At 42.8% G+C, this 25,569-nt stretch carries 19 protein-coding genes, 2 tRNA genes, 1 rRNA gene and 1 pseudogene; 8 read left to right on the top strand and 15 right to left on the bottom strand.

Annotated elements, in window-relative coordinates; translation table 11 throughout:
• Nucleotides 1-100 precede the first annotated feature (100 nt).
• The 8 genes from DSM08_RS15140 to spt all read right to left on the bottom strand — a co-directional run bounded on the left by DSM08_RS15140 (nucleotide 101) and on the right by spt (nucleotide 7,451).
• Nucleotides 101-174: transfer RNA gene (locus DSM08_RS15140), tRNA-Ala, on the bottom strand.
• A 13-nt stretch (nucleotides 175-187) separates the two neighbouring features.
• A tRNA-Ile gene (locus DSM08_RS15145) sits at nucleotides 188-264 on the bottom strand.
• A gap of 120 nt (nucleotides 265-384) precedes the next feature.
• Nucleotides 385-1,913 (bottom strand): 16S ribosomal RNA (locus DSM08_RS15150).
• 1,091 nt (nucleotides 1,914-3,004) lie between these two features.
• Nucleotides 3,005-3,391: a GtrA family protein gene (locus DSM08_RS15155; protein WP_149526937.1), complete on the bottom strand. Its 387-nt coding sequence runs from the start codon at nucleotides 3,389-3,391 to the stop codon at nucleotides 3,005-3,007.
• Nucleotides 3,392-3,402: 11 nt separating this feature from the next.
• Nucleotides 3,403-4,098, bottom strand: coding sequence for a CDP-alcohol phosphatidyltransferase family protein (locus DSM08_RS15160; RefSeq protein ID WP_149526938.1), 696 nt, complete (start codon nucleotides 4,096-4,098; stop codon nucleotides 3,403-3,405).
• A 12-nt stretch (nucleotides 4,099-4,110) separates the two neighbouring features.
• Nucleotides 4,111-5,109, bottom strand: coding sequence for an NAD-dependent epimerase/dehydratase family protein (locus tag DSM08_RS15165; RefSeq protein WP_149526939.1), 999 nt, complete (start codon nucleotides 5,107-5,109; stop codon nucleotides 4,111-4,113).
• On the bottom strand, nucleotides 5,106-6,227 hold the full coding sequence (locus tag DSM08_RS15170) for a hypothetical protein (RefSeq protein WP_149526940.1): 1,122 nt from the start codon (nucleotides 6,225-6,227) through the stop codon (nucleotides 5,106-5,108). The genes DSM08_RS15165 and DSM08_RS15170 overlap by 4 nt, the downstream gene beginning before the upstream one ends.
• A 15-nt stretch (nucleotides 6,228-6,242) precedes the next feature.
• Entirely contained in the window at nucleotides 6,243-7,451 is a 1,209-nt protein-coding gene (gene spt, locus DSM08_RS15175) for a serine palmitoyltransferase (protein WP_149526941.1), read from the bottom strand.
• 298 nt (nucleotides 7,452-7,749) lie between these two features.
• On the opposite strand from spt, the gene smpB reads away from it, so the two are divergent.
• On the top strand, nucleotides 7,750-8,205 hold the full coding sequence (gene smpB, locus DSM08_RS15180; RefSeq protein WP_149526942.1) for an SsrA-binding protein SmpB: 456 nt from the start codon (nucleotides 7,750-7,752) through the stop codon (nucleotides 8,203-8,205).
• Here the strand turns inward: smpB and DSM08_RS15185 are convergent.
• Nucleotides 8,192-9,118: a helix-turn-helix domain-containing protein gene (locus tag DSM08_RS15185; protein ID WP_149526943.1), complete on the bottom strand. Its 927-nt coding sequence runs from the start codon at nucleotides 9,116-9,118 to the stop codon at nucleotides 8,192-8,194. The genes smpB and DSM08_RS15185 overlap by 14 nt on opposite strands.
• Nucleotides 9,119-9,336: 218 nt before the next feature.
• Between DSM08_RS15185 and DSM08_RS15190 the strand changes: the two genes are divergently transcribed.
• The 3 genes from DSM08_RS15190 to DSM08_RS15200 all read left to right on the top strand — a co-directional run bounded on the left by DSM08_RS15190 (nucleotide 9,337) and on the right by DSM08_RS15200 (nucleotide 12,580).
• Nucleotides 9,337-10,839 carry an aldehyde dehydrogenase family protein gene (locus DSM08_RS15190; RefSeq protein ID WP_149526944.1) on the top strand — a complete coding sequence of 501 codons (1,503 nt, stop codon included), beginning with the start codon at nucleotides 9,337-9,339 and terminating at the stop codon, nucleotides 10,837-10,839.
• A 61-nt stretch (nucleotides 10,840-10,900) separates the two neighbouring features.
• Complete coding sequence (locus DSM08_RS15195; protein ID WP_149526945.1) at nucleotides 10,901-11,272, top strand: DUF779 domain-containing protein; 372 nt, start codon at nucleotides 10,901-10,903, stop codon at nucleotides 11,270-11,272.
• Between the two features lie 243 nt (nucleotides 11,273-11,515).
• Nucleotides 11,516-12,580, top strand: a complete 1,065-nt coding sequence (locus DSM08_RS15200; protein ID WP_149526946.1) for an NADH:flavin oxidoreductase/NADH oxidase — start codon at nucleotides 11,516-11,518, stop codon at nucleotides 12,578-12,580.
• A gap of 7 nt (nucleotides 12,581-12,587) precedes the next feature.
• Here DSM08_RS15200 and DSM08_RS15205 read toward each other — a convergent pair whose 3' ends face one another.
• From DSM08_RS15205 to DSM08_RS15215, 3 genes are all read right to left on the bottom strand, one after another.
• Nucleotides 12,588-12,992 carry an acyl-CoA thioesterase gene (locus DSM08_RS15205; protein ID WP_149526947.1) on the bottom strand — a complete coding sequence of 135 codons (405 nt, stop codon included), beginning with the start codon at nucleotides 12,990-12,992 and terminating at the stop codon, nucleotides 12,588-12,590.
• 29 nt (nucleotides 12,993-13,021) lie between these two features.
• On the bottom strand, nucleotides 13,022-14,836 hold the full coding sequence (locus tag DSM08_RS15210; protein ID WP_149526948.1) for a MutS-related protein: 1,815 nt from the start codon (nucleotides 14,834-14,836) through the stop codon (nucleotides 13,022-13,024).
• 71 nt (nucleotides 14,837-14,907) lie between these two features.
• Entirely contained in the window at nucleotides 14,908-15,564 is a 657-nt protein-coding gene (locus DSM08_RS15215; RefSeq protein WP_149526949.1) for a protein-L-isoaspartate(D-aspartate) O-methyltransferase, read from the bottom strand.
• Nucleotides 15,565-15,976: 412 nt separating this feature from the next.
• Here DSM08_RS15215 and DSM08_RS15220 point away from each other — a divergent pair.
• Nucleotides 15,977-16,679: pseudogene (locus tag DSM08_RS15220) on the top strand (DUF4886 domain-containing protein).
• A gap of 109 nt (nucleotides 16,680-16,788) precedes the next feature.
• On the opposite strand, the gene DSM08_RS15225 reads toward DSM08_RS15220, so the two are convergent.
• The 3 genes from DSM08_RS15225 to DSM08_RS15235 all read right to left on the bottom strand — a co-directional run bounded on the left by DSM08_RS15225 (nucleotide 16,789) and on the right by DSM08_RS15235 (nucleotide 20,620).
• Nucleotides 16,789-17,130: a cupin domain-containing protein gene (locus DSM08_RS15225; protein WP_149526950.1), complete on the bottom strand. Its 342-nt coding sequence runs from the start codon at nucleotides 17,128-17,130 to the stop codon at nucleotides 16,789-16,791.
• A 146-nt stretch (nucleotides 17,131-17,276) separates the two neighbouring features.
• A complete protein-coding gene (gene priA, locus DSM08_RS15230; RefSeq protein WP_149526951.1) occupies nucleotides 17,277-19,757 on the bottom strand; it encodes a replication restart helicase PriA in 2,481 nt (826 codons plus the stop codon).
• A 473-nt stretch (nucleotides 19,758-20,230) separates the two neighbouring features.
• Nucleotides 20,231-20,620: a DUF423 domain-containing protein gene (locus DSM08_RS15235; RefSeq protein WP_149526952.1), complete on the bottom strand. Its 390-nt coding sequence runs from the start codon at nucleotides 20,618-20,620 to the stop codon at nucleotides 20,231-20,233.
• Between the two features lie 129 nt (nucleotides 20,621-20,749).
• Here DSM08_RS15235 and DSM08_RS19085 point away from each other — a divergent pair, with 129 nt between their 5' ends.
• The 3 genes from DSM08_RS19085 (at nucleotide 20,750) to DSM08_RS15250 (ending at nucleotide 25,539) form a co-directional block, all read left to right on the top strand.
• Nucleotides 20,750-23,374 carry a PQQ-binding-like beta-propeller repeat protein gene (locus tag DSM08_RS19085; protein ID WP_187773881.1) on the top strand — a complete coding sequence of 875 codons (2,625 nt, stop codon included), beginning with the start codon at nucleotides 20,750-20,752 and terminating at the stop codon, nucleotides 23,372-23,374.
• A 118-nt stretch (nucleotides 23,375-23,492) separates the two neighbouring features.
• Nucleotides 23,493-24,500, top strand: coding sequence for a DHH family phosphoesterase (locus DSM08_RS15245; RefSeq protein WP_149526953.1), 1,008 nt, complete (start codon nucleotides 23,493-23,495; stop codon nucleotides 24,498-24,500).
• Nucleotides 24,501-24,528: 28 nt separating this feature from the next.
• On the top strand, nucleotides 24,529-25,539 hold the full coding sequence (locus DSM08_RS15250; RefSeq protein WP_149526954.1) for an FKBP-type peptidyl-prolyl cis-trans isomerase: 1,011 nt from the start codon (nucleotides 24,529-24,531) through the stop codon (nucleotides 25,537-25,539).
• The last annotated feature ends 30 nt before the right edge of the window (nucleotides 25,540-25,569 follow it).

Below are 25,569 nucleotides of genomic sequence, written 5' to 3' on the forward strand. Positions count from 1 at the left end.
AGATAATAGATGTCAGATATTAGATCGTAGACCTAGGGCGCCGTAAAGGGCTCTATTGTCTGTTGTCTGATGTCTCACATCTGTCATCTTCGATGACTTGTGGAGAATAACGGATTCGAACCGTTGACCCCCTGCGTGCAAGGCAGGTGCTCTAGCCAGCTGAGCTAATTCCCCATCGTGTGTCTTATGGTAGTCCCGAGCAGATTTGAACTGCTGACCCCTACATTATCAGTGTAGTGCTCTAACCAACTGAGCTACGGGACTAGCTTAATTCTCATCTTCTCAAGATACCATGCCAACTTACGCTGGGCAGGTACTTTCTTCTAATGTGTTTCTTGTTTTAACGATCAAATGTTGCGCAGACGAGCCGGAATCAGGCTCTAGAAAGGAGGTATTCCAGCCGCACCTTCCGGTACGGCTACCTTGTTACGACTTAGCCCCAATTACCGGTTTTACCCTAACACGCTCCTTGCGGTTACATGCTTTAGGTACCCCCAGCTTTCATGGCTTGACGGGCGGTGTGTACAAGGCCCGGGAACGTATTCACCGCGTCATTGCTGATACGCGATTACTAGCGAATCCAACTTCACGGGGTCGAGTTGCAGACCCCGATCCGAACTGTGAATGGCTTTTCGAGATTGGCATCATATTGCTATGTAGCTGCCCGCTGTACCATCCATTGTAGCACGTGTGTAGCCCCGGACGTAAGGGCCATGATGACTTGACGTCGTCCCCGCCTTCCTCTCTGCTTGCGCAGGCAGTCTGTTTAGAGTCCCCACCTTAAATGCTGGCAACTAAACATAGGGGTTGCGCTCGTTGCGGGACTTAACCCAACACCTCACGGCACGAGCTGACGACAGCCATGCAGCACCTAGTTTCCTGTCCCGAAGGACGGATGCGTCTCTGCATCCTTCAGTAACTTTCAAGCCCGGGTAAGGTTCCTCGCGTATCATCGAATTAAACCACATGCTCCTCCGCTTGTGCGGGCCCCCGTCAATTCCTTTGAGTTTCACCCTTGCGGGCGTACTCCCCAGGTGGATAACTTAACGCTTTCGCTTGGACGCTTACTGTATATCGCAAACATCGAGTTATCATCGTTTAGGGCGTGGACTACCAGGGTATCTAATCCTGTTCGATCCCCACGCTTTCGTGCATCAGCGTCAATAACGGCTTAGACAGCTGCCTTCGCAATCGGTGTTCTGAGACATATCTATGCATTTCACCGCTACTTGTCTCATTCCGCCGTCTTCAACCGCATTCAAGCACTTCAGTATCAAAGGCACTGCGACAGTTAAGCTGCCGTCTTTCACCCCTGACTTAAAGTGCCGCCTACGCACCCTTTAAACCCAATAAATCCGGATAACGCTCGGATCCTCCGTATTACCGCGGCTGCTGGCACGGAGTTAGCCGATCCTTATTCTTCGAGTACATTCAGCTATCTACACGTAGATAGGTTTATTCCTCGACAAAAGCAGTTTACAACCCATAGGGCAGTCATCCTGCACGCGGCATGGCTGGTTCAGACTTCCGTCCATTGACCAATATTCCTTACTGCTGCCTCCCGTAGGAGTCTGGTCCGTGTCTCAGTACCAGTGTGGGGGATTCTCCTCTCAGAGCCCCTAGACATCGTCGCCTTGGTGAGCCGTTACCTCACCAACTAGCTAATGTCACGCGAGCCCATCCATATCCTATAAATATTTAACTACTTGATGATGCCATCTCGTAGTCTTATGCGGTGTTAATCCGAATTTCTTCGGGCTATCCCCCTGATATGGGTAGGTTGCTCACGCGTTACGCACCCGTGCGCCACTCTCACCATCTGTTAGCAAGCTAACAAATGGATCCCGTTCGACTTGCATGTATTAGGCCTGCCGCTAGCGTTCATCCTGAGCCAGGATCAAACTCTCCATTGTAAAATGAAGTGTAAGATCAAGACTATTTATAATAAATAGAATTGTCTTTATTTAAATATCTGTTTCCCTGGTTCCGATCTGGTTGAATTGATTTAAAAAATCTTCTTGTTCAACTTTCGACTTGCGTCTACTCGCTGCGCTACATGATCATTATTTCTTAAAGAACTTTTCGCTTCCGCATCTCGCTTCCGCTTTTCTTATGTTGTGCGCCTTGTTTCCGTGGCGCTCAAGCTTTCAGTTTTATCAGCTTCGAGCCTTGCGCTCTCAGCCGTTCCCCGTAGTTGGGACTGCAAAGGTAGAAGGTTTTTTTTTAATTCCCAAAATTTATTTTAAAATATTTTTTGAGGCTTTTTTTGAGGTCCAAATCTCTTGCTTTTCAGCAGCAGATTCCTTGCTCTTTCCTTCCCGATGTCATGGCCGTTTCGGCCGTCCCTCCCTTGCGGAGTGGTGCAAAGATAGGGACAAAATAGCCATACTTCCAAGACCTGCAAACGAATATTTTTAGCGGGACAGCGTAACTCGCTAGCAATGTGAGCAATAATTTATCGAAAGACGATGCTAAAAGGGCGGTTGCGGGGGACTCAGGGGAGAAATTGGGGATTGGAAGGGTGCCGGAAGGGGCCTGCTTCGGGGCAGAGCTTTTGCAGGAACCTTGCTCTCCCCTATCAGAGCCCTTGCCGAGCGGGCTTGATTGGGTTCTGTATGGGGTCTGTATTGGGAGAACAAGGGTTCTGAGTCGTCGGAGCTGTGTGGCGGGGCTTGGGGAGCTGTCTTTGAAACTTTGTTTTAGAAGGGGGATTTTGTTTTTTCGGGTTGGTCTTTGAAGGAGGGGAGAAAGGAAGTTTTGATTTTTCGGCGTTTGTCTGAACCAGGAAAGGAAGGATGCAGGGATGAGCAGGATCGGGTATGGCGGTGGATAACGCGATCGATTATATATCTTTTAGGAAACGTACGCCCGATCCTGTCAATCCTTAAATCCTTCCCTCCCTGGTTCAAGACAAATACAGTAAACAACCGATTCATTCCTAATAACAAAAAGCTAGCAATATCAATTGCTAACTTTTCGGATTATCTTTCAAAATATATCTATTCTATTTTCTGAACACCCAATATTTCTGTAAAGTGAAATTAAAGCCTAGGGAAACAACAATCTCTACAATTAGCTTCGAGAGCAGGAAATGCCAATGCATCAAATCGACGAATATGTGTATTCCCAATGATTTCAGCCCTATGCTTCCCAGCACTACGATGATAAACTTCCAGAGCTGGCTGCCGATAGATTGTGCGCGGCTATTGAATGACCAATAGCGATTAATGGTAAAATTGACAATTGCGCCTAAGCTACCGCTGACGACGTTTGAGAAAGGTGCCGTATATTTTAGCACAGTATAACAGAATGTGTAGATACCAAAGTCAGACAGGCCGCCGATAAAGGCAGACAGCTGAACCTTCAGAAATTCTCTAACTTTTGCTGTCATCCGCTACGATCTTAGGCCTCTTGACCTTCCTTTAATTTTGCTGCTTTTTCTTCCGCATCTTTGATATCTCCAAGATCCAGTAGTTTCTTGGTATCACCCAGATTGATGAAGAATAAGATAATACAGATTCCTAACACGCTATAATTGATCGATCCGGGGATAAAAACCTCGAGCGCGAGTACTGCTGAAATGATCACACGAATCTCTGTCGGGCCCAAAAGTCCTGCGTCAATCGTGTATTTATCAGTGATGCGATATCTTAACTGCGAAATAATCATCGCCCAGCCATACAGAGCCACCAATGTAAAGCCGAGATATTTAAAGTCGCCAGGCGCATAAAAAACATAGCCCAACCCGATAAACACCGTACTAACCCAATCCATTACGATGTCTAGCGCGAATCCGTACCACTTCCGCGATTTATTTCGGTAGAACGCAATTCGACCATCTAACGAATCGCCGAACCATTGCACGAAAAAGCCGACAATACCTAAGAGCAGGTAGTTAATGTGAACATATTCTGCCAATAAAAAGCTGCCCAATATCATCAAAGATCCAAACAAGCCTATTGCCGTCAACCCATCAGAGGATATCCAATTGGGTATGCGTGGCACTAAATAGGTTATCAGTCTTTGTTCTGGATTGCTTAAGATATTTGTGCGTTTTCTATCTTGAAACAACTTTTTATTGATTTTCTCGTCGCTCATTATTTATATTTTTTATAGCCATTTATGGCTTTTGTACCAATTTAAACTCTCTGTTAGCCCCCGTTCCAAGTCATATTTCGGGTTGAAACCAAGGGTTTCGACAGCGTGATTGATATTACAACCCCAGTTTTCTGCCGTTAGTTCCCCTAGCCTTTCCGGATAAATCACCGGTGTTTTGCTCGAATTCTTATAGAGCCTTTGAGACAGCTGCGCCACCAATCTAATCAGTGCCAATGGCACATGAATCCTAAACAGACGTTTCTTCAATGTCGATTTAAAGATGTCCGCCATGGCGTAGCGTGAATAAACTAAACCATCGGAGATATTGTAAAACTGCAAACCATCCTGTTTCACGATACAGCCCTGCAATAGCACCTCGCATAAGTCTTTGACATAAATGAAGCTCAACTTCTGCGGGTTTCGTCCGATATATGGATCGAGCCCCTTATTCATCGTATCAAACAAGATGAAAATATCCTTTTCGCGTGGGCCATATACTGCCGTCGGCCGAAATACAGAGACAGGCTTGTCGGCAAATTTTTCTCGAATCATCAATTCCGAAGCGCGCTTACTGCGTCCGTAAACTGTGACAGGGCGGTAAGGAAAGGATTCATCGATCAATTTTTCACTGTTGAAGGCAATAGGTCCTACCGCAGCCAGACTACTCACATACACGACACGTTCCAATGGAATCTGAGCCGTTGTAGCCGCTTCGATAATGGCTTCCGTGTAGTCCACATTCACGGTATTCATCTGCTTCTCATCCTTTGCTTTGGTCATTGCCGCGGCATGGATGATGTAGTGATACTGCTCTTCTTCGAATAACGTTTTAAGATTTTGCGCATCCCCCAGGTTTGGGTAGACGAATTTATCGACAAAAGGTGCTATTTGGTCTGTTATACTGCTAGATCTTACCGCAGCATGCACCTCAAGTCCCAAGTTTTGGGCAGCCTCTACCAGGTGAGAACCTACAAAGCCGCTCGCACCGGTAATGAAGATTTTCTTTTTCATATCGCTTTTTCGTACAGACGATACCGTTTGTAGAAATCTGCATTGATTTGCTCAATAGCGTGATTCATCATGTAATTGTGATCCAGCATCCAGGAGCATTCTGCCTCTACAATACCCGAGGGCATCGCATTTTTGATGATACGACCGTATAAACAGGCTTCAATTCCTAGCTTACGGTAGTTATCCAATACCCCTAGCATGAGCACTCTAAGCGACTTAATATTCTTTTTACCGAAGAGCAATTTGAATATTCCGGTCGGAAATAATCTACCTCGCTTGATATTGATCAAAATCTCATTGATATTCGGAACACCAAGAGCAAAGCCCACGATCTCATCTCCTTTTTGAGCGAGGATACAGTACTTTGGATCGACGATCATCTTTAAATCTTTCGCAACATAGAAAAACTCATCATCGGTCATCGGTACAAAACCCAGGTTCTTATCCCAAGCCTTGTTGTAAACCACCTTGATGCGTTCAGCCTCGTTTTTAAAATCTTTCAGATTGATCTGCCGAAGGATAATCCCCGAACGCTCTAAACGAGCTTCGAGTTTATCCAAAAGTAGCACCGAACGATGACTAGCACCGGCTTTATTAACAAGATAGGCCCTAAGGTCTTCTTTCTTTTCAAAGCCTGCGTTCGAAATCAAGTCGATGTAATAGGGGAAATTATAAGGCATCATGGCCATTGGAGGTCGGTCGAAACCTTCAACCAACAGACCACAAGTGTCGTTTGTCGATAAATTGATGGGCCCCACAATATTGGTGGCGCCTTTAGCTTTTACCCATGCTGTTGCTGTTTCAAGCAATTTATTGGCTACTTCCTGATCGTTAATGCAATCAAAAAAACCGAACTGCCCTTCATTAACATGGTTAAAGTTATTGTGATTTACGTTGTAGATAGCAAGCACGCGCCCCACGATTTTACCGTCTTGATAGGCTAAAAAGGGCTGTGCTTGTGAATGTTTGTAGAAAGGATGTTTCTTTGGATTAAGCATATCATCCTGTCCTAAGAATAACTCAGGAACGTAGTTAGGGTCAGCCTCATAGAGGTCGTGCGGGAAATCAATGAAACTCGCGCGCTGACTCTTCGTTTCTACAGGAACAATCGTAATCACAGGTTTAAAGCTTTATTATCCTATAAAAGTTTCAACTTCCAGCGCTTTGAATACCTTTGCCAACTTCTCAACAGCTTCATCAATCTGATCGAAAGTATGAGTTGCCATCAACGAGAAGCGGATTAAAGATTCTTCAGCTGGAACTGCAGGAGCAACGACTGGATTAACAAATACGCCGTCGTCTTGCAACATTTTGGTAACAATATAAGTTTTTTCGTTATTTCTAACAAAAACAGGTAGAATAGGGCTCTCAGTAGCTCCTAAGTCAAATCCGCTATCTAATAATAATTTCTTAGCGTAATTTGTATTCGCCCATAGTTTCTCGATGTGTTCAGGTTCTGTTTGGATGATTTCCAAAGCTTTAAGAGTAGAAGCGACAGAAGCCGGCGTCATACTTGCACTGAACATCAAAGAACGCGCTCTATGTTTCAAATACTCAATGGTATCTTTATCTGCGGCAACAAATCCACCAAGTGAAGCTAGGGATTTACTGAATGTTCCCATGATTAAATCAACGTCTTCAGTAAGTCCGAAATGCGAAGCAGTACCTGCTCCTTTTTCACCAATTACTCCCAAACTATGTGCATCGTCACACAATATCGCAGCATCGAATTCGTTAGCTACTTGAACAAGTTCAGGTAATTTAACGATGTCACCTTCCATACTGAAGATACCGTCCGTAGCGATCAGCTTAAAACTTTCTTCCGGAAGGCGAGACATCTTATCACGAAGATCGTCAATGTTATTATGTGCGTACTTAATTACTTTAGAGAAAGACAAACGGCTACCGTCGATGATAGATGCATGGTCGCGTTCGTCCAAAAGAATATAGTCATTACGGCCAGTCAAGCATGACAATGGGCCTAAGTTCGACTGGAATCCGGTACTGAAAAGAATAGCAGCATCTTTACCAACGTAATCTGCCAATTTCTCTTCCAGTTCCACGTGAATATCTAGGGTACCATTAAGAAATCTAGAGCCAGCACATCCCGTACCGTATTTCGCAAGAGCATCCTGCGAAGCTTGAATGATACGAGGATCAGTCGTTAAACCTAGGTAGGAATTAGATCCAAACATTAAAACTCTTTGGCCATCAATAATAACCTCAGTGTCCTGCTTAGATTGTATAGGTCTAAAATAAGCGTATAAGTTTTTAGATTTAATATCCCCTAATTCGCCATTTAGAAACCGTGCGGTTCTTTCGTTTAATTTTCCCTTGCTCATTCGTCAGGTATCTATATTCTCAATAATATTTACTTTTTGAACTTTTAACAAAAAACGTCAAAAATCCCACAAAGGTACAAAACTACTCCTAACTACAAATAATATAAGTGTAACTTTTACCTTCTGATACAAAAAATCGTCGCAAACATACAAAACTTAAACCTCAATTTAGTTTTAATTTGACATATAAATATCATAAAATTAAATTAATATTAACAGATTGTTTAGTATTAAAACAGCGATTGTTTTGCTAATTTTCCTAAATTCTTACCTTTGTGCTTCAAACGAAACGGACAAAATGGCAATTTCATCAACAGTTAATATAAAAAACAAACGCGCCTCTTTCGAATTCCACTTGTTGGATCGCTATGTCGCAGGTATTGCATTATTGGGAACTGAGATTAAATCCATACGTCAAGGTAAAGCCAATATTAACGACAGTTTTTGCGCATTTTTCGAAGACGGTCTTTACATTCGTAACATGCATATTGCCGAATATTCTTTCGGATCCTTCTATAATCACGAAGCTAAACGCGACAGGAAGCTTCTGTTAACCAAGAAAGAGCTTAAAAAGCTTCGCGAAAAGGGCGAGGAAAAAGGTTTTACGATCGTTCCTCTTCGCATTTTCGTAAATGAACGCGGTTATGCTAAGATAGAGATTGCATTGGCGCAGGGTAAAAAAGACTTCGACAAACGCGATAGCATTAAAGAACGCGAGTCCAAAAGAGAGCTCGACCGCGCTATGAAACGATAGTTTCTGCGCGACGCTGATAATTCCCAGGAGTCATATTTTCCCGCTTGCGGAATATACGTACGAAGTAATTGACGTCGGAAAATCCGCATGCATAACAGACTTCTTTCACAGAGAGTTTCGTTCGTAGTAATTCCTTCGCTTTGTTCAGACGTTCTTGAATAACCATCTCCATAGGTGTAATGCCTACCTCTTCCTTAAAGACACGAAATAAGCTAGCCTTACTCATATTTACATGCTGGCTAAGCTGATCAATAGTTAGTTTATCGTTTATATTTGATGTAATGTAATTTCGTAAATGTGCTAGTACGCTACTCCCCTGCTCCTTCGTTGAAACCGCTACGGTTGAAAGCTTCTGTTGCTGAATGATACGCACTAGAAGCTCCTTAAACAACAAATCCGATAAGACATCCTTTAACGGATCTGAGCTTGTCATCGTGCTGAACAATCGATCTGTAAGCGAGGCAATTTCGCTTGTATTCGCGAAATGCACATTCTCCCAAGATAGATTCCATTGGATATTCTTATTCTCTTTCGGATAGCTTTCGTTAAGATAATTTAGCGTTTGTTCGATCTTATCGGCCGACACCACCAAAGCCGTGCATTGCGTGGGATCCTGCAGTGCAGCCTCCGGGAAGTCGATCTCCATTGGCTTTGATGCCGGCAATACAATCGTCTCTCCAGGAAAATAATCGAAAGCAGGCATATCATTTACATGCATGACTTTCTTGCCCTTCAGCATATTGATAATAACCATATCACTGAACTGCAGCGGCACAAGACTGCTTGCTTGATAAGTTTCGTAAATATTCAATTCGAAATTATCAAGGGTAAATGCTCGTCTGTTTTCAACCAAAGTACTCAACTCCTTTTCTTTGGAAAAGGGAAGAGCACGAATTAGATTTTTTCCGCTCATATCATACACATTTTATAATTGGCTGCTTATCAAATATATAAAATCTATCGAAATTCTAAAACCATAGCTTATCGAATACGTATTATAGTAGACAGATATGAATAATAAAACGGCATGATAGAATAATGCTATTGTCTGCGAGGATAATGCTATTGTCAAAATTTCGATTCCCTTAAATTTGGGATAGTACCAAAAAGTAAACTTGAAAAAACGATAATATGAGTGCACTAGCAAGACCATCGTTCAAAGAACGATATGACAATTACATTAATGGAAAATTTGAGGCACCCTCTCAAGGAAAGTATTTTGACAATATTTCTCCCTTAGATGGCAAGCCGTTTACACAGGTTGCTCATTCAACCAAAGAAGACATCGACAAGGCAGTTGCTGCGGCGAAAAAAGCTTTTGAAACTTGGGGTAAAACCTCTGCAACAGAGCGCAGCATCATCTTGAACAAGATTGCTGACCGTATCGAAGAGAACTTAGAGAAAATAGCAATCGTCGAGACGATTGATAACGGAAAAGCAGTTCGCGAGACGCTGAACGCGGATATCCCATTGGCCATTGATCACTTCCGCTATTTTGCGGGTGTTATCCGTGCCGAAGAGGGATCATTATCCGAATTGGATGCGAATACTGTATCGCTGATTGTTAATGAACCGGTAGGCGTCGTTGCGCAGATTATCCCTTGGAACTTCCCAATTTTAATGGCGGTTTGGAAACTAGCTCCAGCACTCGCAGCTGGCTGTACAGTGGTTCTAAAACCGGCAGAAAGCACCCCTACATCTATCCTCGTTTTAATGGAACTAATTGGAGACCTAATCCCTGCAGGTGTCATAAACATCGTGAACGGATTTGGCTCAGAGTTAGGTCGCCATTTAGTTACCCATCCGGATATTAACAAGGCAGCATTTACAGGATCTACGGCAACTGGTCGCCTAGTTATGCAATATGCGACAGAGAATATTATTCCTGTAACACTTGAACTGGGTGGTAAATCACCAAACATCTTTTTCTCTTCGGTCATGGATGAAGATGATTCCTATTTGGATAAAGCCATCGAGGGCGCTGTCCTCTTCGCTTTGAACCAAGGTGAAATCTGTACTTGTCCGTCGAGATTATTGATTCAGGAAGACATCTATGATAAGTTCATCGAACGCGTGGTAGCGCGTGTTAATCAGATTAAAGTAGGTGATCCATTAGACCCTACAGTAATGATGGGTGCTCAGGCTTCGAAAATCCAAAAAGATAAGATTATGTCCTACATCAAATTGGGTAAGGAAGAGGGCGCTGAGGTATTGACAGGAGGTGATGAGAATAATGTGGGCGAAGGACTGGAAGAAGGTTACTACATCAAACCAACCCTTTTCAAAGGACACAACAAGATGCGCATCTTCCAAGAAGAGATCTTCGGACCAGTGTTGGCTGTGACGACTTTTAAAGACGTAGACGAAGCGATCGCCATTGCAAACGACACAATCTACGGCTTAGGTGCCGGCGTTTGGACACGCGACGCCCATGAGCTTTATCAGGTGCCGCGCGCTATCCAAGCCGGACGTGTCTGGGTAAATCAATATCACTCCTACCCTGCAGGCGCGCCATTTGGGGGCTACAAGCAGTCTGGTATAGGCCGCGAGAACCACAAAATGATGTTAGCACACTACCGTCAGGCGAAAAACATGCTGATTTCATACAGCAAAGAAAAACTAGGATTTTTTTAAAAATCAAACATACAATCGGGTAAGGGGTTATTTAGGTAACCCCTTTTTTATACTATACGACATGATTTCAAGAATAGACGCAACAGACAAAGCCAAGGAACTAATCAAGGAATTAAGTGAAAAGCATGGCCCCTTAATGTTCTACCAAGCAGGGGGCTGCTGCGAAGGAACACAACCGCAGTGCTTCGAAAAAGGCGGATTCTACCCGCGCATGAACGACGCTATGATCGGACTCGTCGAAGGATATGAATTCTGGATTGATAGAGACCTCTTCGAATATTGGCAGTACTCCCACTTTACCCTCGATGTACTCGACGGATTTGGACCAGGAGGATTCTCACTAGAAACTCCCCTTGGCAAAACTTTCAAGATCCACTACAAACTGTTCTCCGAGGAAGAACTGAAGAATTTGGAACCGGTGGTCAGATACTAGTTTAGATATTAGACAGTAGATTTTAGACTTCAGAGCCGATCCAATAGATATTGGGCGTCGTAAAGCCGTACTTTACATTTGTTTTTAATTAGCACGACTCACTTTTGTTATATATTATTATCTTTAGCTGAAGTGAGAATGCGTCAAATTCACTAAAAAGAGCTTTAAAGCCTCTTATGCAACGAAACTAGCTAACGCATGCATCTTACATCTAATGTTTAAAATCTAATATCTACTCCAACTATGCTTTTTAAGACTTTACCCCTAAAAAACATCACAATTTCCAATCGTATTGTCGTATCGCCGATGTGTCAGTATTCTGCGGAGGACGGCTATGCTAATAACTGGCACTTGGTGCATTTAGGGCAGTTTGCTATTGGGAAGGCGGGCGCTGTTATTCAGGAGGCTACTGCAGTCAGTCCGGAGGGAAGGATTTCCTACGGTGATTTAGGGATTTGGAAAGATGAGCATGTTGAAAAATACAGCGAGATTACGGCGTTCGTTAAAGAGCAGGGAAGTATTCCGGGGATACAACTTGCGCATGCCGGCAGAAAGGCCAGCACGGATAAGCCTTGGATCAGTAGAAATCAGTTTGCTCCCGACGATGAGCATGGCTGGCAGACGGTCTCTTCCAGTGCAATCCCTTATCATGAAAACGATCATCCTCCGAAAGCTTTAAGCGCAGCGGAGATACAACAGGTTGTGAAAGACTTCGCTGATGCTGCCGAACGGGCGGTGCAGGCGGGTTACCAGATTATCGAAATCCACGCAGCACATGGCTACTTGATCCATCAATTTTTATCCCCGTTGGTTAATAAACGTCATGACGAGTACGGCGGAAGTTTTGAAAATCGCATCCGATTGTTGATGGAAATCGTGGAAGCGATTAAGACTACACTTGGCGATGAGCATTCGCTATGGATCAGGATCTCTGCCAAAGATTGGGCGGAGGGCGGTTGGGATTTAGAACAATCTACCGCATTGGCGAAGCGATTAAAAGAAGCTGGAGTGGAAGTAATCGATGTTTCTACCGGTGGAGCTGTACACTGGCAAAAGATCCCCGTAGAGCCCGGGTATCAGGTTCCCTTCGCGAGCCATATCAAAAAAGAAACCGGCCTAATAACCGGTTCCGTAGGGCTTATCAACTCTGCTCAGCAGGCAAATCAAATTATTGAAGATGAACATGCTGACTTTGTATTAATCGCGAGAGCTTTCTTAAGAGATCCGCATCTCGTATATCAATGGGCTAAAGATTTATCTATCGACTTAGCTTGGGCGCCTCAATATGAGCGCGCAAAGATTGAATAACAATAACTTAATCCGTCACATCCAGCCCTTCCAACACCGGGATAGGCTTCTTATTATCGTCGAGTGCTACTAGCGTAAAACGTCCCTGAATAGCCAACTCTCGGCCGTCATGGTACATATTCTCTACATAGATCTCTACGAAAACCTTTAAGCTGGTACGACCAATAGACTCTACTTTTGCAATCGCTTCGACAATACTTCCAGAAGGAATAGCTTTATGAAAATCGATCTTATCCGTCGAAACGGTAACTAATTGTTTACGGCAAAAGCGGGTACCACACATAAAAGTAACCTCATCCATCATTGCCAATGCTTTACCACCAAAAAGAGTGTCATGGTGGTTTGTGTGGAAAGGAAACACGGTCATCGCAATGCGTGTTTCACTAGCGTCAATACGTTCTTGAACTGTCATTATCTTATTTGAGACCGCAAAGGTAGGAACTAATTTTCATTTTCGACAACTACCCCGATACCCTTTAATAGCAGGGAAGCATTAAAAATGGTACATGGACCGTCCTTCAACTTATAGTCGAACAACATCTCCGAACCCTGGACCTGTATATCAAAATGGTAGTTCTTTAAAGCATTTGGATAGTCTTTCGACATCTCCGCCAATTGCAGGTCATGCGTAGCCAACATCCCTTTACCGTTCAAGCCGATAAACTTTTTAATAATTGCTTTCGATCCTAAGTATTTATCGACCGAGTTTGTTCCACGTAGCATTTCATCAATCAGAAAATAACTCGCAGGAATCTGTTCCACACGTTCCAGAATAAACTTCATGCGATCCAACTCCGCCTTGAAGGTCGACGTACTCTCGTTCAGCGAATCTTTGATACGCATATAAGTCACCAATTCGTAGATCGGGATAGAAAACTCCCTAGCGCAAACCACCCCTCCAGCATAAGCTAAAACAGCGTTTATCCCTACTGTACGCAAGAACGTACTTTTCCCAGCCATGTTGGAACCTGTAATCAAAGCTATCTGGTGATCCTCAGCACGGTAATCATTAGCAACCGCTTTCTCCGCATCGATTAAAGGATGATTCACGTCTTTTGCATTCAATTTGTCTGCTAGAAAATCTTCTTTGATCTCCGGTTGAATCCATTCCGGGAAGTTATAGCATAGAATCGCCAAAGAAATTAAAGCTTCGTAGGTACTGATCGCATCAAATCCTGAGATTATCGTATCCTGATAGTTATCCTTCCATTTATTGATTGCCATCACCTGCTTAAAATCCCATAGGAACAACATATTCAAGATTGCACCGACCAGCATATTGTTTCGAGCATCTAGCTTATCGATCAATTGCCCTAGCTCACGGATAACCGAAGAAAGCTTCTTATCCCCATCCTTCAATTGCAGCTGTGCTTGTAATTCTTTATTGAGCTCACTCTGATAGTTTCTATCTTCCATCAGCTTAATCGCATCCGCAAAAGCTATTAGCGAAACACCAATCTTGTCAATCTTATTCGAAAACTGACTCACCTTTCCGCCCTGACTCATCGTCCATAGCAAATGAACAATCGCTAAAGCAATCAAATAGGAAGCGATATTATATACAAACAAGGATACTAGGATGCCCGCAAGGAAGATCCACGGCGCAATAGGCACATACAAGCGCATAAAAGCATTCCCAAAAGCCATTGACTTGTCGTGGAAATAACTTTGAATATAGGTCCTTAAATTAACCTTAGAGCCCAAGTTAAAAAGCATCTTCGTTTGGAATAACTGCAGATGTTCGGGATCTTGACTTAACTCCGCTGATGCCGATTGCCGAGCCAATATATCCTCGCGCTGCGAAGCCTTCAGCAACCAGGAAGCAAGCGAAGAAATACCATCTTTAGTAGCGCAGCGGTTGATCTTCTCAAATAAAGAATGCTGACCAAATACATCCAAATCACCAGTATAGGGATGCTTCGGATCTTCAAATTCCGACCCATTGGCATACATATTTTGATGCTCCTCAATCATTTTGATCTCATTCTCATTGATCTGTAGGAAAACCTTAGCTTCCTGCAGCTTACGCTCAATCTTACTATGCCGAAATACCAAGTAAGCAAAGAGAAGAATAATCCCGATAATAGTGCCCACCACCAAGAAGATATTATTGGTCTTAAAAAGCTGGAACACTAAAATCCCTCCGCCGATCATTATGGCCAATCGCAGAAACGAATTCCGCGTTATCTGCTTCTCCAGGCTACTAATCGTTTCCCTAACTGCTTTTATGTTGTTGTGGTAAAATACTTGACTCATGCGCTAAAAATATAAAAAGCCCGGCAAAACCGAGCATTATATTTATTGAATAAAATTAATCTTGAATTTCCTTACCAGGCTTGATCGCCGACAAGCGGCACAAAACGGAAGGTATCTAGCTCGATACGCTCGAAGTCATTCTCGCCCACTCGTAGAATGGTCACCATCTTTTGAAACTTCTCATCGCCGACCGGAATAACCATCAATCCGCCTAGGCGCAGTTGTTTAAGCATTTTCTCCGGCACAAAAGGCGCACCGGCCGTAACAATGATTTTATCGTAAGGACCATGTTCAGGAATCCCCTTAGATCCATCCCCCAAGAAAAAATTAGCCTTATAGCCCATATACGGCAATACCTGTATCGTTCGTTGGTAAAGATTCTCTTGGCGTTCTATGGTGTACACGTTTGCTCCCAATTCCAATAGAATACAGGTCTGATAGCCCGAACCCGTACCTATTTCCAATACCTTATCGCCTTTATTGATATGCAAAAGCTGACTTTGGTATGCTACGGTATAAGGTTGTGATATGGTCTGCCCATCGCCGATTGGAAAAGCGATATCCCGATAAGCTTGATTCCAAAAAGTCTCATCGAAAAAGAAATGTCTAGGAACTTTCCCTATTGCATTCAACACCCGCTTATCATCAATCCCCCGCTTCTCCAGGTGTCTCACCAGTTGCTTCCTAGCGCCTTGCTCCCGATAATTATCTACAAACTTGTATGCCATATCGCTCAAAAATACCCTTAATTTATTACATTTTTAATGTTTAAATGCAATTCATTAAAGGTCAGAAGCATGTCCAATTTTGGTTAAATGCAAGTAAAACAACTATTATTTTTGTAAATTAGAACATCGATTCACGCTATCTTATTGCACCGCACATTGTTGCAAAATATAGCCGATTGCGACAAGCTATTAAGGTCTATTCAAAATGAATATAAACTATATATTTCCAACACAAGCGCTAAATATTATTCCCATGAGGCAACTATTCACAATTATTCTGATCGCACTTTTCCAAATCAATCCACTAGCCGCTCAAGAGCAACAGACGTCGCCCAAAGATGATGATGTCATCAAAGTCTTGGCCATAGGAAACAGCTTCTCGGAGGATGCTTTGGAGAACTACTTATATGATATGGCGAAAGCAGCCAACAAAAAGATGGTCATCGGAAACCTATATCGGTGGGGCACCGCTGTCGCTGCACCTTAAAAACGCCCATAACAACAACAAGGTATACAATTACCGCAAAATAAGCCTCGAGGGCACAAAGACGAAAACCGACAAGGTAAGTATAGCAGAAGCAATTGAAGACGAGAACTGGGACTTCGTCAGCCTGCAGCAGGCAAGCCCTCTTTCGGGGAAGTACAGCGTAATTATGGAAACTCTTCCAGATGTATGGACCTATGTTTTTGCACATGTCAACCCTGACACCAAACTGGTCTATCATCAGACATGGGCATACCAAGCAGATTCCAAGCACGAAGGGTTTAAGAATTATAACCAAAATCAACTCGTGATGTACGACAGCATTGTAAATGCCACATCCCAGATCGATAAATCCGGCGACTTTAGCTTTATCGTACCTGCAGGAACAGCCATTCAAAATGCTAGAACAAGCAGCATCGGCGACACCTTCACCCGCGACGGATACCATCTCGACCTTGACTACGGACGCTTCACCGCAGCCGCAACTTGGTACGCAAAATTATTTAATCTCGACCCCAGAAAGAACACCTACAAACCCGAAAAACTAACTGATCTGCAAGCAAAGATTGCCAAAGAAGCAGCACAGAAAGCCGTTAAGAAGCCGTTTAAAGTATCTAAAATAAGGAAGTAGTTAGTATTTAGTAGTTAGTATTAAGACCTAGGACGTGCTACTTACTTAAATCCGCTAATTAAAACTGAAAATTTTCAAGAAAATAGAGATATAATTTATGCTATGTAGGTTATATCTCTATTCTATCTCCGTGTGCTAAAGGTTCAGAAATAACAAGAAACTCCAAGTCTTCCTTCGAGTTATTTAATATTCTATGCTTCTCGAAAGGTTTGATCACAAAACCTTGCTTAGCTTTTACTTCAAATTGCTTTCCTTCCTTTTCGAAAACGGCCTCGCCTTTCAAAATATAAAAGAATTGCTGCGCACATTCATGATAGTGCATAGCCTCCGCCGCACCGGCTGGCATCCGCTCTTCAATCACACTCAATCCCGCTGTTTTCAGCATGTGCCAACCATCGCATTTATCCCCCCAATTATAATGTTCAACTAAGTTTTTACGGATAATACTCATAATCGATAGTTAATAAATTTTACGAACCTAAGATAGTAAAATAGGATAACATTACTCATCAAACTATTACTACAAAATCTTAATCCGTTAGATTGACACGCACGAATTCTTTTGGGGTCTTAATACTAACTACTAAATACTTCCCTCTAATAGGGATCAACATCAATCTGCACTCGAACGCCTTTATTCTTTTTGTCGAGTTCGAAGTGTAGGATTGCTTGTCGAATCAGTTCCTTCACTTTGACGATGGAGATATCTTTGCGTTCGATTTTGAGGGTGATGGTTTGGATAAAATTATTACGTACTCTAGCGACCAATGGAGGTTCGGGGCCCAGCACGCGCTGGCCGAGGGTCTGTCGCAAAAGGGATGCTAGATGACTTGCTGCGGCATGCACCAAATCTTTATCGGGATGCTTTACATCCAATTTAATTAGTCTATAGAATGGAGGATATTGATAGTTTTTACGCTCGGTAACTTCCGTCATGAACATATCCTCATAATCGTGATTTCTTACCTGCTCCAGGATACGGTGATTTGGCGTATAGGTCTGGATGATCACGGTACCTTCCGCTTGTCGGCGACCGGCGCGGCCCGCAACCTGCGAGAATAGGGAGAATGCACGCTCATAGGCTCTGAAATCGGGAAAATTGATCATGCCATCGGCATTGATGATACCGATCAGGCTGACATTTCCAAAATCTAAGCCCTTTGTGATCATTTGTGTTCCGATCAGCACATCAAACTCCTGATTATCAAACGCCGATATCACACGGTCGAAACCATATTTTCCTTTGGTAGAATCCAAGTCTAAACGACCGATCCTCAGATCCGGCATCAGCAATTCCAGTTCCTCTTCCACTCTTTCGGTACCGAATCCCTTGCTCTGCATATTCGGCATGCCACAGGCCGGACATACATTCAAGGTATCTTCCGAGAAGCCACAATAATGGCAATGCAACAGATTGCTGGTCTTATGATACGTCAAGCTCACATCGCAATTGACACATTTGGCTACATAACCACAGGTACCACATTGCAGAAACGGCGTATGTCCTCTTCTATTCTGGAATAGGATAATTTGCTCTTTTCGTTCAATCGCTTCTTGGATCGCCGTCAATAGTGCCTTGCTGAAATACGAACTCATCTCATCTTTCCGAGAGGCTTCCGTAACATCGACAACCTGAATACCAGGCAGCTTAGCATCGCCAAAGCGTTCTAGCAATTTCACTAAACCGTATTTCCCAGCTTTCGCATTATAGTACGACTCGACAGAAGGCGTAGCAGAACCTAGTAATACTTTCGCCTGATGCTGATGCGCAAGATAAATAGCCGTATCACGCGCATGATATCTTGGTGCCGGATCATACTGTTTGTAAGAGTTTTCATGCTCCTCATCGACGATCAGCAAACCCAAATCTTTGAACGGCAAGAAGATTGACGAACGCGCACCAATAATCACCTGGAACTCGCCTTTGCGGACTTTGTGCCACACTTCGGCGCGCTCATTATCATTGAACTTCGAATGATAAACACCTAGCTTATCACCAAAATGCAACTTGAGACGCTCTGTAATTTGCGCTGTCAAAGCAATTTCCGGCAATAAGTAAAGCGCATTCTTACCTTGCGCAAGCGTCTCTTCGATTAATCGTATATAAAGTTGTGTTTTACCCGAAGCCGTAACTCCATGCAATAACACCACATCTTTTTCATTGAAATAGCTTTTAATCTCATCATAGGCCCTTTGCTGAGCCTCGCTGAACTTAAAATCAGGAGATAAAAGTATATCCGTTCCTTCAAAGCGGCTAACCACTTTTTCCTCCACTTCCAGCACGCCCTTATCAATTAAGCCGGTAATCGCGGAGGTACCACAGCCACTTGCCTCCATCAAATCCTGACGAGAGATGTCTGATTTGGTCTTACGAAGTTGAAAATAAGCTAAAATAGCATCCTGTTGTTTTGGCGCTCGGTTCAATTCATCCAACAACGCTCGCTTGCTATCATCGTCAAAGAACACCTTCGACAGCTTGAGGAAAACCTTCGTCTTGGGCTTATATTTCTCCTTGATCTCTTCGGAAATCAAGATATAACCATGTTCAAATAAACTGCGCAGCAAGGGGAAAACGGACTTCTGCCCTAAGATCTTCATCACATCATTGACCGACAGCTCCCCCGCCACATCTAGCGCATCCAACACCATATAGCCCTTATCGGATAATAACGATCGATCCAAATCTGGATTATCAGACGCGACAATCTTCGTCTCTGACGCCATTTTCAATGCTGCCGGCAAAGCCGCTTGCATCACATCCCCCGTATGGCACATATAGTAATCGGCCATCCAGTCCCACAGTTGCAGTTGTCGCTCATTAACGATAGGTTCGTCATCCGCAACGTCTAAAATATATTTTGCCTCGTATTTGGAAGGTGCCTCCTCCGTTATGGATTTCACGATACCCGAATAAATCTTGTTTTTCCCGAACTGCACAATGACGCGCACACCAATCTCCACCCGCTCATTCAACTCGTAAGGAACGCGATAAGTATAGGTCTTTGCGATTGCCAATGGCAATACGACTTCAACAAAAAGTGTTTTCCGGTTTCGGGGCAACAATTCCAATTCAGACATACTACAAAAATATAGAAATAAAGGATTATCAGGCTGTATTTGTCGTATTAAATAAGTACCTGATTCAGGTTATTAATCTTTTAAAGCCTTTTCATAACCCAATCAAAACCCTTCCGGAGCGGGTTTGAATTGGGAGTGAATTGGGAGTGAAAGGGGTTTGAATAGTAGTTAGTATTTAGTAGTTAGTATTTAGACCTATGACGGCTATTAGATGTTAGAGAATAGAGTATTGTCTGAACCAAGAAAAAAAGGATGAAAAGATGATCAGGATTGGAAAGAAAGGTAAACGCTTGATCCTGAACACCCTTTCAACCTTCCTTTCCTGGTTCAAGACAAAAATTCCGCTCTAAACAAAATAACAGCCACAAAAAAAGCGCCTAGTCGGCGCCATACTCTAATATCTAATATCTATTGTCTAAAATCTAATAGCAGCCATAGGTCTAAATACTAACTACTAAATACTAACTACTACCTCACGCTCTATGCTTAATTGCAGCCACAAAGAGTGCTATCCAGCCGACCATAAAGCATACACCACCAATCGGTGTAATTGGGCCGATAACGGATAGGTTTTCTAGACCTAGTAAATTCCTGGTGCTCAGTAGGTATAGCGAACCTGAGAACAAGAGGATACCGAGAGTAAACATGATGAAAGATACGCGTATAGACTGGCTCTTTGCTCTAGAGAATGTGGATAAAAAGAGTAGAGCTAATGTGTGGTAAAAGTGGTATTGATTTGCAGTTCCCCAAGTTTCTAATTGTTTGTCGGAGATCTTTCCTTCCAGGCCATGTGCGCCGAAAGCTCCAAGTATCACGGCTAACAGACCGAAAAATGATGCTGTTAAAATGATTTGTTTGTTCATAATAAACTAAAATACCTGCTTGTAAATTTTCGTTTATAAATGTATAAAATAAATCTCAAAAGCCTTCACTTTTTACAATTTTGTCTATCTTGAAGATTTATTACCTTTGAAGTATCAGGTTTAGCGTTCATGAGAAATACAATTATTGTTTCAATACTCCTATTTATTGCGGTTGTCGTAGCGTCGGTGTTTTATTTTGGAGATTTAAATAAGGAGGAGAAAAAATCCGTTAAGCCCATCAACTATCTACCGAGTGACACGTATTTAATTACCTCCTTTGTAAACGACGCCACCACAGACAATATCTTTAAAGATTTTGAGATATTCGAGGCCGTTTTAGGCCATTCCTTCCAAGACCATATATCGCAATTGAAGCAACAACTATTGCGCAATAAAGATATCGCAAGCTACCTGACCGATCAGGAGATGTTCGTATCCTTCCACCCCGAAAAGGAGGGTATCGCAACTTTGTTCAGCATCCCGACGACCGAGAAGATCGACAAAGAAACGATTATTGAGATACTTCCAAAAATAGGAACAGATTATCAGGTGCAGCAGCAGGATACCTTAGGGATGCAGCTCTTTAGCTATAAAGCTGCAAAATCGGACTCAACCTTCTACGTAAGCTATTTGGATGATATATTTTTCGCTACGTACAGCAAGGAATTGCTGTTGAAAACCTTGGATAAAAAGACGCCTAAATTCGACGAAAAACAAGTTGAATTCTTCAATAAAAACAATAGTCGGAATGCTCCCTTTACTGTTTATTTAGCACAGCAAAACCTTCCGGCAATCGTTGATAAATTCAGAAGAAACAGACCCGGCGATTTCCTTCGTCAGTTTATCAATATCAAGGGACAAACCGCTTGGAATATCAATTATAAGCAGGACGCGCTTATGTTGTCCGGCGAGAGCGAACTGGAAGAGACGAAGGGGCATTATATTGCCTTGTTTGCTAATCAGCGCAAAACAACGCAAAGGCTCTATAACTACTTCCCTTCGAATAGCGCCATGTTCATTGAGTATTCTTTTAGTGATGCCAAGGCATGGCAGAATGATTTAAATGCATGGCATGCCATCACCGAGGATTCGAAACAATTGGAGGGACAGACCAAAGAAATTGAGAAAAACCGTGCAGATCTACTGACTAATTTTCAGGCAGCGATGGGCGGTGATTTCGCGGTAGTAGAGCAGAACAACTCCGATTATCTAGGTTTTATCAGCATTCAAGATAGCAGCAAATTTCTGGACGTGCTTAGCGATGTCGCAGAATCTGTTGGCGATAGTACTTACCGGTTCCGCTATTCCAATATCCCCTATCGTTTTTATGGCGAAGGTTTAAAAGCATTCAGCAGACCTTATTTTAAACGAATCGATGGCCTTATCGTGATGGCGAACCATCAATCTACACTTCAGGAATATGCGCAGAAATGGCGTAGAAAGGATCTATTGATCGGTACTTTAGGGTTCAAAAACTATGAGAAAATTCAGGGCAATGAGGCTAATGTGACTGTATTTTTAAATACCAAGAACGCTAGCAGTTTTTTGATCAACAACCTGGAAACAACGTACAGCAAGAACTTTAGGAACAATAAAGAATATGAGCTGCAAGAGTTTTACTCCTGGTCGCTGCAGCTGACCGGTAACTCGGGCAACTTCCTGAGCCGATTATATGCAATTTACAAGAGCAAGAATACCTTGGGCGCTACGCCAGAGTGGACATATAGCATGGGTAGCCGCTTGATTACGGGTCCATTTGTATTCGAGCATTCCGATACCTCGCAGTTTATCTTCGCTCAAGAACAGGATCATACAGTGCATGCCGTACATCCGTCTGGTAATAAGTTATGGACTACGCTATTTGCGGGGCGCATCGTCGGCAAGGTGCAGCAGTTACAAGACCGCTCCCTATTGGCAGTAACCGACCGCCGCCGCTTATATCGCTTTGACAGCAACGGAAAGACTTTGCGCGGTTTTTCAACGAGCATTAAAGACGAGCCGATTAGCCATCCTACTCATGTCGACTGGGGAGGTCAGCAAATGTTGTTGATTCCTGGAAAAAACAGAGTAATGGCTTACAATATGGAGGGTGGTCCGATCGATGGTTGGGACAATGTGCAGGTTGATGGCGAGATTCTGGGGCCGGTGCAGTTTCATGATAACAAAGCCATCGTAACAACCAGCTACGGCCGTGTTTACTTCTTTGATGCCGGCGGGAACAAAATACAGGAGATCGATGTTCCCGGAGACATTAGCTTTGTGAGCAACGTAGGTATCGTTGTACGCGAAAATCAGACATTATACTACGCGACGGATGATATTGGCGATGTATATAGAATAACCGCTGACGGACAGAGCAGCAAAGTTTTCGAAGGACGTTGGAACAATAAGTACATAGTAGATTTTGAGAATGTAAATGGTACTTCTGCGCCGGAACTCATTGTTTTAGATGGTCCACAATTACAGGTTTACCAGCTTGGCGACACCTTACAAAAAGTATATGAACATACGTTTACCCAAGACGTGGACAACAGGCCTTATTATTTCGCTTCGGGCTCTGGCGGTCTGATGAGTTTGGGAATTGCTGCGCAAGGGACCAATCTAATTTATCTCTTTGCGGAGAATGGTACGCTAGTCGATGGTTTCCCTCTCGAAGCGCAGCCGCTATTTTATTATGGAAAGATAAACTACAATTCTTCAAACTATTTAATCTGTACGCGTAGAGATTTCAAACTCTATGCCTACAGGCACTAAACAACTTATCATCAAGGCCTTCCCCACGCTACAAGCACTGTTAAAAGCTTGTTAAAGGGGGATAGTTTTTTTTCAAAAGCCAACTTTTTTTCAGTAGGTTTGCAATCACAAATTACATATGTTAAAAGGAGAAGAAAATTTACATTTATTAACCGAACCTAAAAAGATCATTATTACCACGCACCATAAACCTGATGGTGATGCATTAGGCTCATCCTTAGGCTTATATTACTGGTTGCAGAAAAACGGACACGAGGTAAACATTGTGTTATCTTCGGATTTCCCGACTTTTCTAGACTGGATGCCTGGTCGTGACTCTTTAATTATATATCCAGAACAACCGGCTATTGCACAGCAGTTATTTGATCAAGCAGATATTGTTTTCTGTTTAGATTACAGTGCGCTTTCCAGAACGAATATTCTTGAGCCGGTGATTCGCGAAGCAAAAGGACAAAAATGGATGATCGATCATCATTTGGATCCGGAGGACTTCTCGACACTTTCGTATTGGGATTCCAATGCGGCAGCCACAGCGCAGTTAGTTTATTCCTTTATTGCCGATGTATGCCACAAGCAAGATCAAGTTGACGAAAAAATTGCTACTTGTTTGTACACCGGCATCATGACCGATACGGGTTCTTTCCGCTTCCGTTCGACGACTTCAGATGTTCACCGCATCATCGCGCATTTGTTGGATGCAGGGGCTAGAAACTGGGAAATCCATGAGCATATCTACAATAGTTCCACGGAAAACAGATTGCGTTTCTTAGGCTATTGCCTGATGAATTGCCTAGAAGTAATTCCTGAATACCATACTGCATTATTCGCCCTGACAAAGGACGACTTGGAGAAATTCAACGTAACAACCGGAGACACAGAGGGTTTGGTGAATTATGCATTATCGATAAAAGGCATTCGATTGGCAGGATTATTTGTTGACAGAACTGAATTAATTAAACTATCTTTGCGTTCTATCGGCGATATCCCTTGTAATGAGATTGCTAGAAAGCATTTCAATGGTGGAGGACACTTGAATGCTGCCGGTGGGAATTCATCGGAAGATCTACACAGCGTTGTAGAAAGATTTAAGGCAGTATTGCCAGAGTATAAGAATTATTTAACATAAGCATATTTTAAGCGTTATAAATAGAAAAATGAAAAAATCAATTTTATTATTGACAGCAGTAGCGAGTTTAGCACTTGCATCATGCCAGAATTTCAAAAAAGGAGAAGGTGGTCTAGAATACAAATTCCTTAAAGATAATGGCGGAGAGAAAGCTGTTGGTGGAGATGTTATTGCGATGGACATTGTTGTTAAAACTGACCGTGATTCACTTTTAGCAAGTACATATGATTTAGGATTACCTCAAATCGCTCCTATTATGCCTGACTCATTAATGCAACAAGCAGGTGCATACCCAGGTGACAACAACACAATTTTGAAAATGTTAGGAGAAGGAGATAGCGCTGTATTTAAATTAAACTTAGATACAATGGCTGCTAGAACTGGTCAACCTAAGCCTGAGTTTGCTGATAAATACATCGAGTACACAATTAAGGTTAAGAAACTTTTCAAAAGAGGAAACTTAACAGATTCAGCTTTATTTGAGCAAGTAAACCAATACTACTTAGCGCAAATGGAAGGTTTGAAAAAAGCTGAAGAAGGTAAAATCGCTTCATACATCGAGAAAAACAAATTGCAACCTAAGAAAACTGCTTCTGGTTTACAATACGTAATCAAAGAAGAAGGTAAAGGTGCTAACCCAGTTATCGGTGATACAGTAGTAATCAACTACACTGGAGCATTAACAAACGGTAAAATCTTCGACACGAACGACGTAGAATTAGCTAAGAAAAACAACAAATTCAACGCTATGCGTCCTTACGAGCCATTACGTGTTCGCGTTGGTCATACACCGGTTATCCCAGGATGGACTGAAGGTCTTCAGTTATTGAAAAAAGGTAGCAAAGCAACTTTGATCATCCCTTCTGCTTTAGGATATGGCGAACGCCAGCAACAAAGCGAAATCCCTGCATACGCACCATTAGTGTTTGATGTAGAGATCGTTGATATCATTGCTGGACCGAAAGGTGAGCCTGCGGCTCCAACAATGCCACAAATGCAAATCCCTGGTCAAGTGCCAGCACAAGCACCTGTGAATTAAATAAGATAAAATATTAATATATTTTCAACA

This window comes from Sphingobacterium hotanense, assembly GCF_008274825.1.
Taxonomy (GTDB): domain Bacteria; phylum Bacteroidota; class Bacteroidia; order Sphingobacteriales; family Sphingobacteriaceae; genus Sphingobacterium; species Sphingobacterium hotanense.

Excerpts from the sequence above, each read along its gene's own strand:
- DSM08_RS15210 (WP_149526948.1), bottom strand. The coding sequence starts at position 14,836 with ATGAGTCAAGTATTTTACCACAACAACATAAAAGCAGTTAGGGAAACG.
- DSM08_RS15245 (WP_149526953.1), top strand. The coding sequence starts at position 23,493 with ATGTTAAAAGGAGAAGAAAATTTACATTTATTAACCGAACCTAAAAAG.
- DSM08_RS15195 (WP_149526945.1), top strand. The coding sequence starts at position 10,901 with ATGATTTCAAGAATAGACGCAACAGACAAAGCCAAGGAACTAATCAAG.
- DSM08_RS15250 (WP_149526954.1), top strand. The coding sequence starts at position 24,529 with ATGAAAAAATCAATTTTATTATTGACAGCAGTAGCGAGTTTAGCACTT.
- priA (WP_149526951.1), bottom strand. The coding sequence starts at position 19,757 with ATGTCTGAATTGGAATTGTTGCCCCGAAACCGGAAAACACTTTTTGTT.
- DSM08_RS15155 (WP_149526937.1), bottom strand. The coding sequence starts at position 3,391 with ATGACAGCAAAAGTTAGAGAATTTCTGAAGGTTCAGCTGTCTGCCTTT.
- DSM08_RS15215 (WP_149526949.1), bottom strand. The coding sequence starts at position 15,564 with ATGGCATACAAGTTTGTAGATAATTATCGGGAGCAAGGCGCTAGGAAG.
- DSM08_RS15200 (WP_149526946.1), top strand. The coding sequence starts at position 11,516 with ATGCTTTTTAAGACTTTACCCCTAAAAAACATCACAATTTCCAATCGT.
- smpB (WP_149526942.1), top strand. The coding sequence starts at position 7,750 with ATGGCAATTTCATCAACAGTTAATATAAAAAACAAACGCGCCTCTTTC.
- DSM08_RS15190 (WP_149526944.1), top strand. The coding sequence starts at position 9,337 with ATGAGTGCACTAGCAAGACCATCGTTCAAAGAACGATATGACAATTAC.
- DSM08_RS15165 (WP_149526939.1), bottom strand. The coding sequence starts at position 5,109 with ATGAAAAAGAAAATCTTCATTACCGGTGCGAGCGGCTTTGTAGGTTCT.
- DSM08_RS15235 (WP_149526952.1), bottom strand. The coding sequence starts at position 20,620 with ATGAACAAACAAATCATTTTAACAGCATCATTTTTCGGTCTGTTAGCC.
- DSM08_RS15205 (WP_149526947.1), bottom strand. The coding sequence starts at position 12,992 with ATGACAGTTCAAGAACGTATTGACGCTAGTGAAACACGCATTGCGATG.
- DSM08_RS15185 (WP_149526943.1), bottom strand. The coding sequence starts at position 9,118 with ATGAGCGGAAAAAATCTAATTCGTGCTCTTCCCTTTTCCAAAGAAAAG.
- DSM08_RS19085 (WP_187773881.1), top strand. The coding sequence starts at position 20,750 with ATGAGAAATACAATTATTGTTTCAATACTCCTATTTATTGCGGTTGTC.
- spt (WP_149526941.1), bottom strand. The coding sequence starts at position 7,451 with ATGAGCAAGGGAAAATTAAACGAAAGAACCGCACGGTTTCTAAATGGC.
- DSM08_RS15160 (WP_149526938.1), bottom strand. The coding sequence starts at position 4,098 with ATGAGCGACGAGAAAATCAATAAAAAGTTGTTTCAAGATAGAAAACGC.
- DSM08_RS15225 (WP_149526950.1), bottom strand. The coding sequence starts at position 17,130 with ATGAGTATTATCCGTAAAAACTTAGTTGAACATTATAATTGGGGGGAT.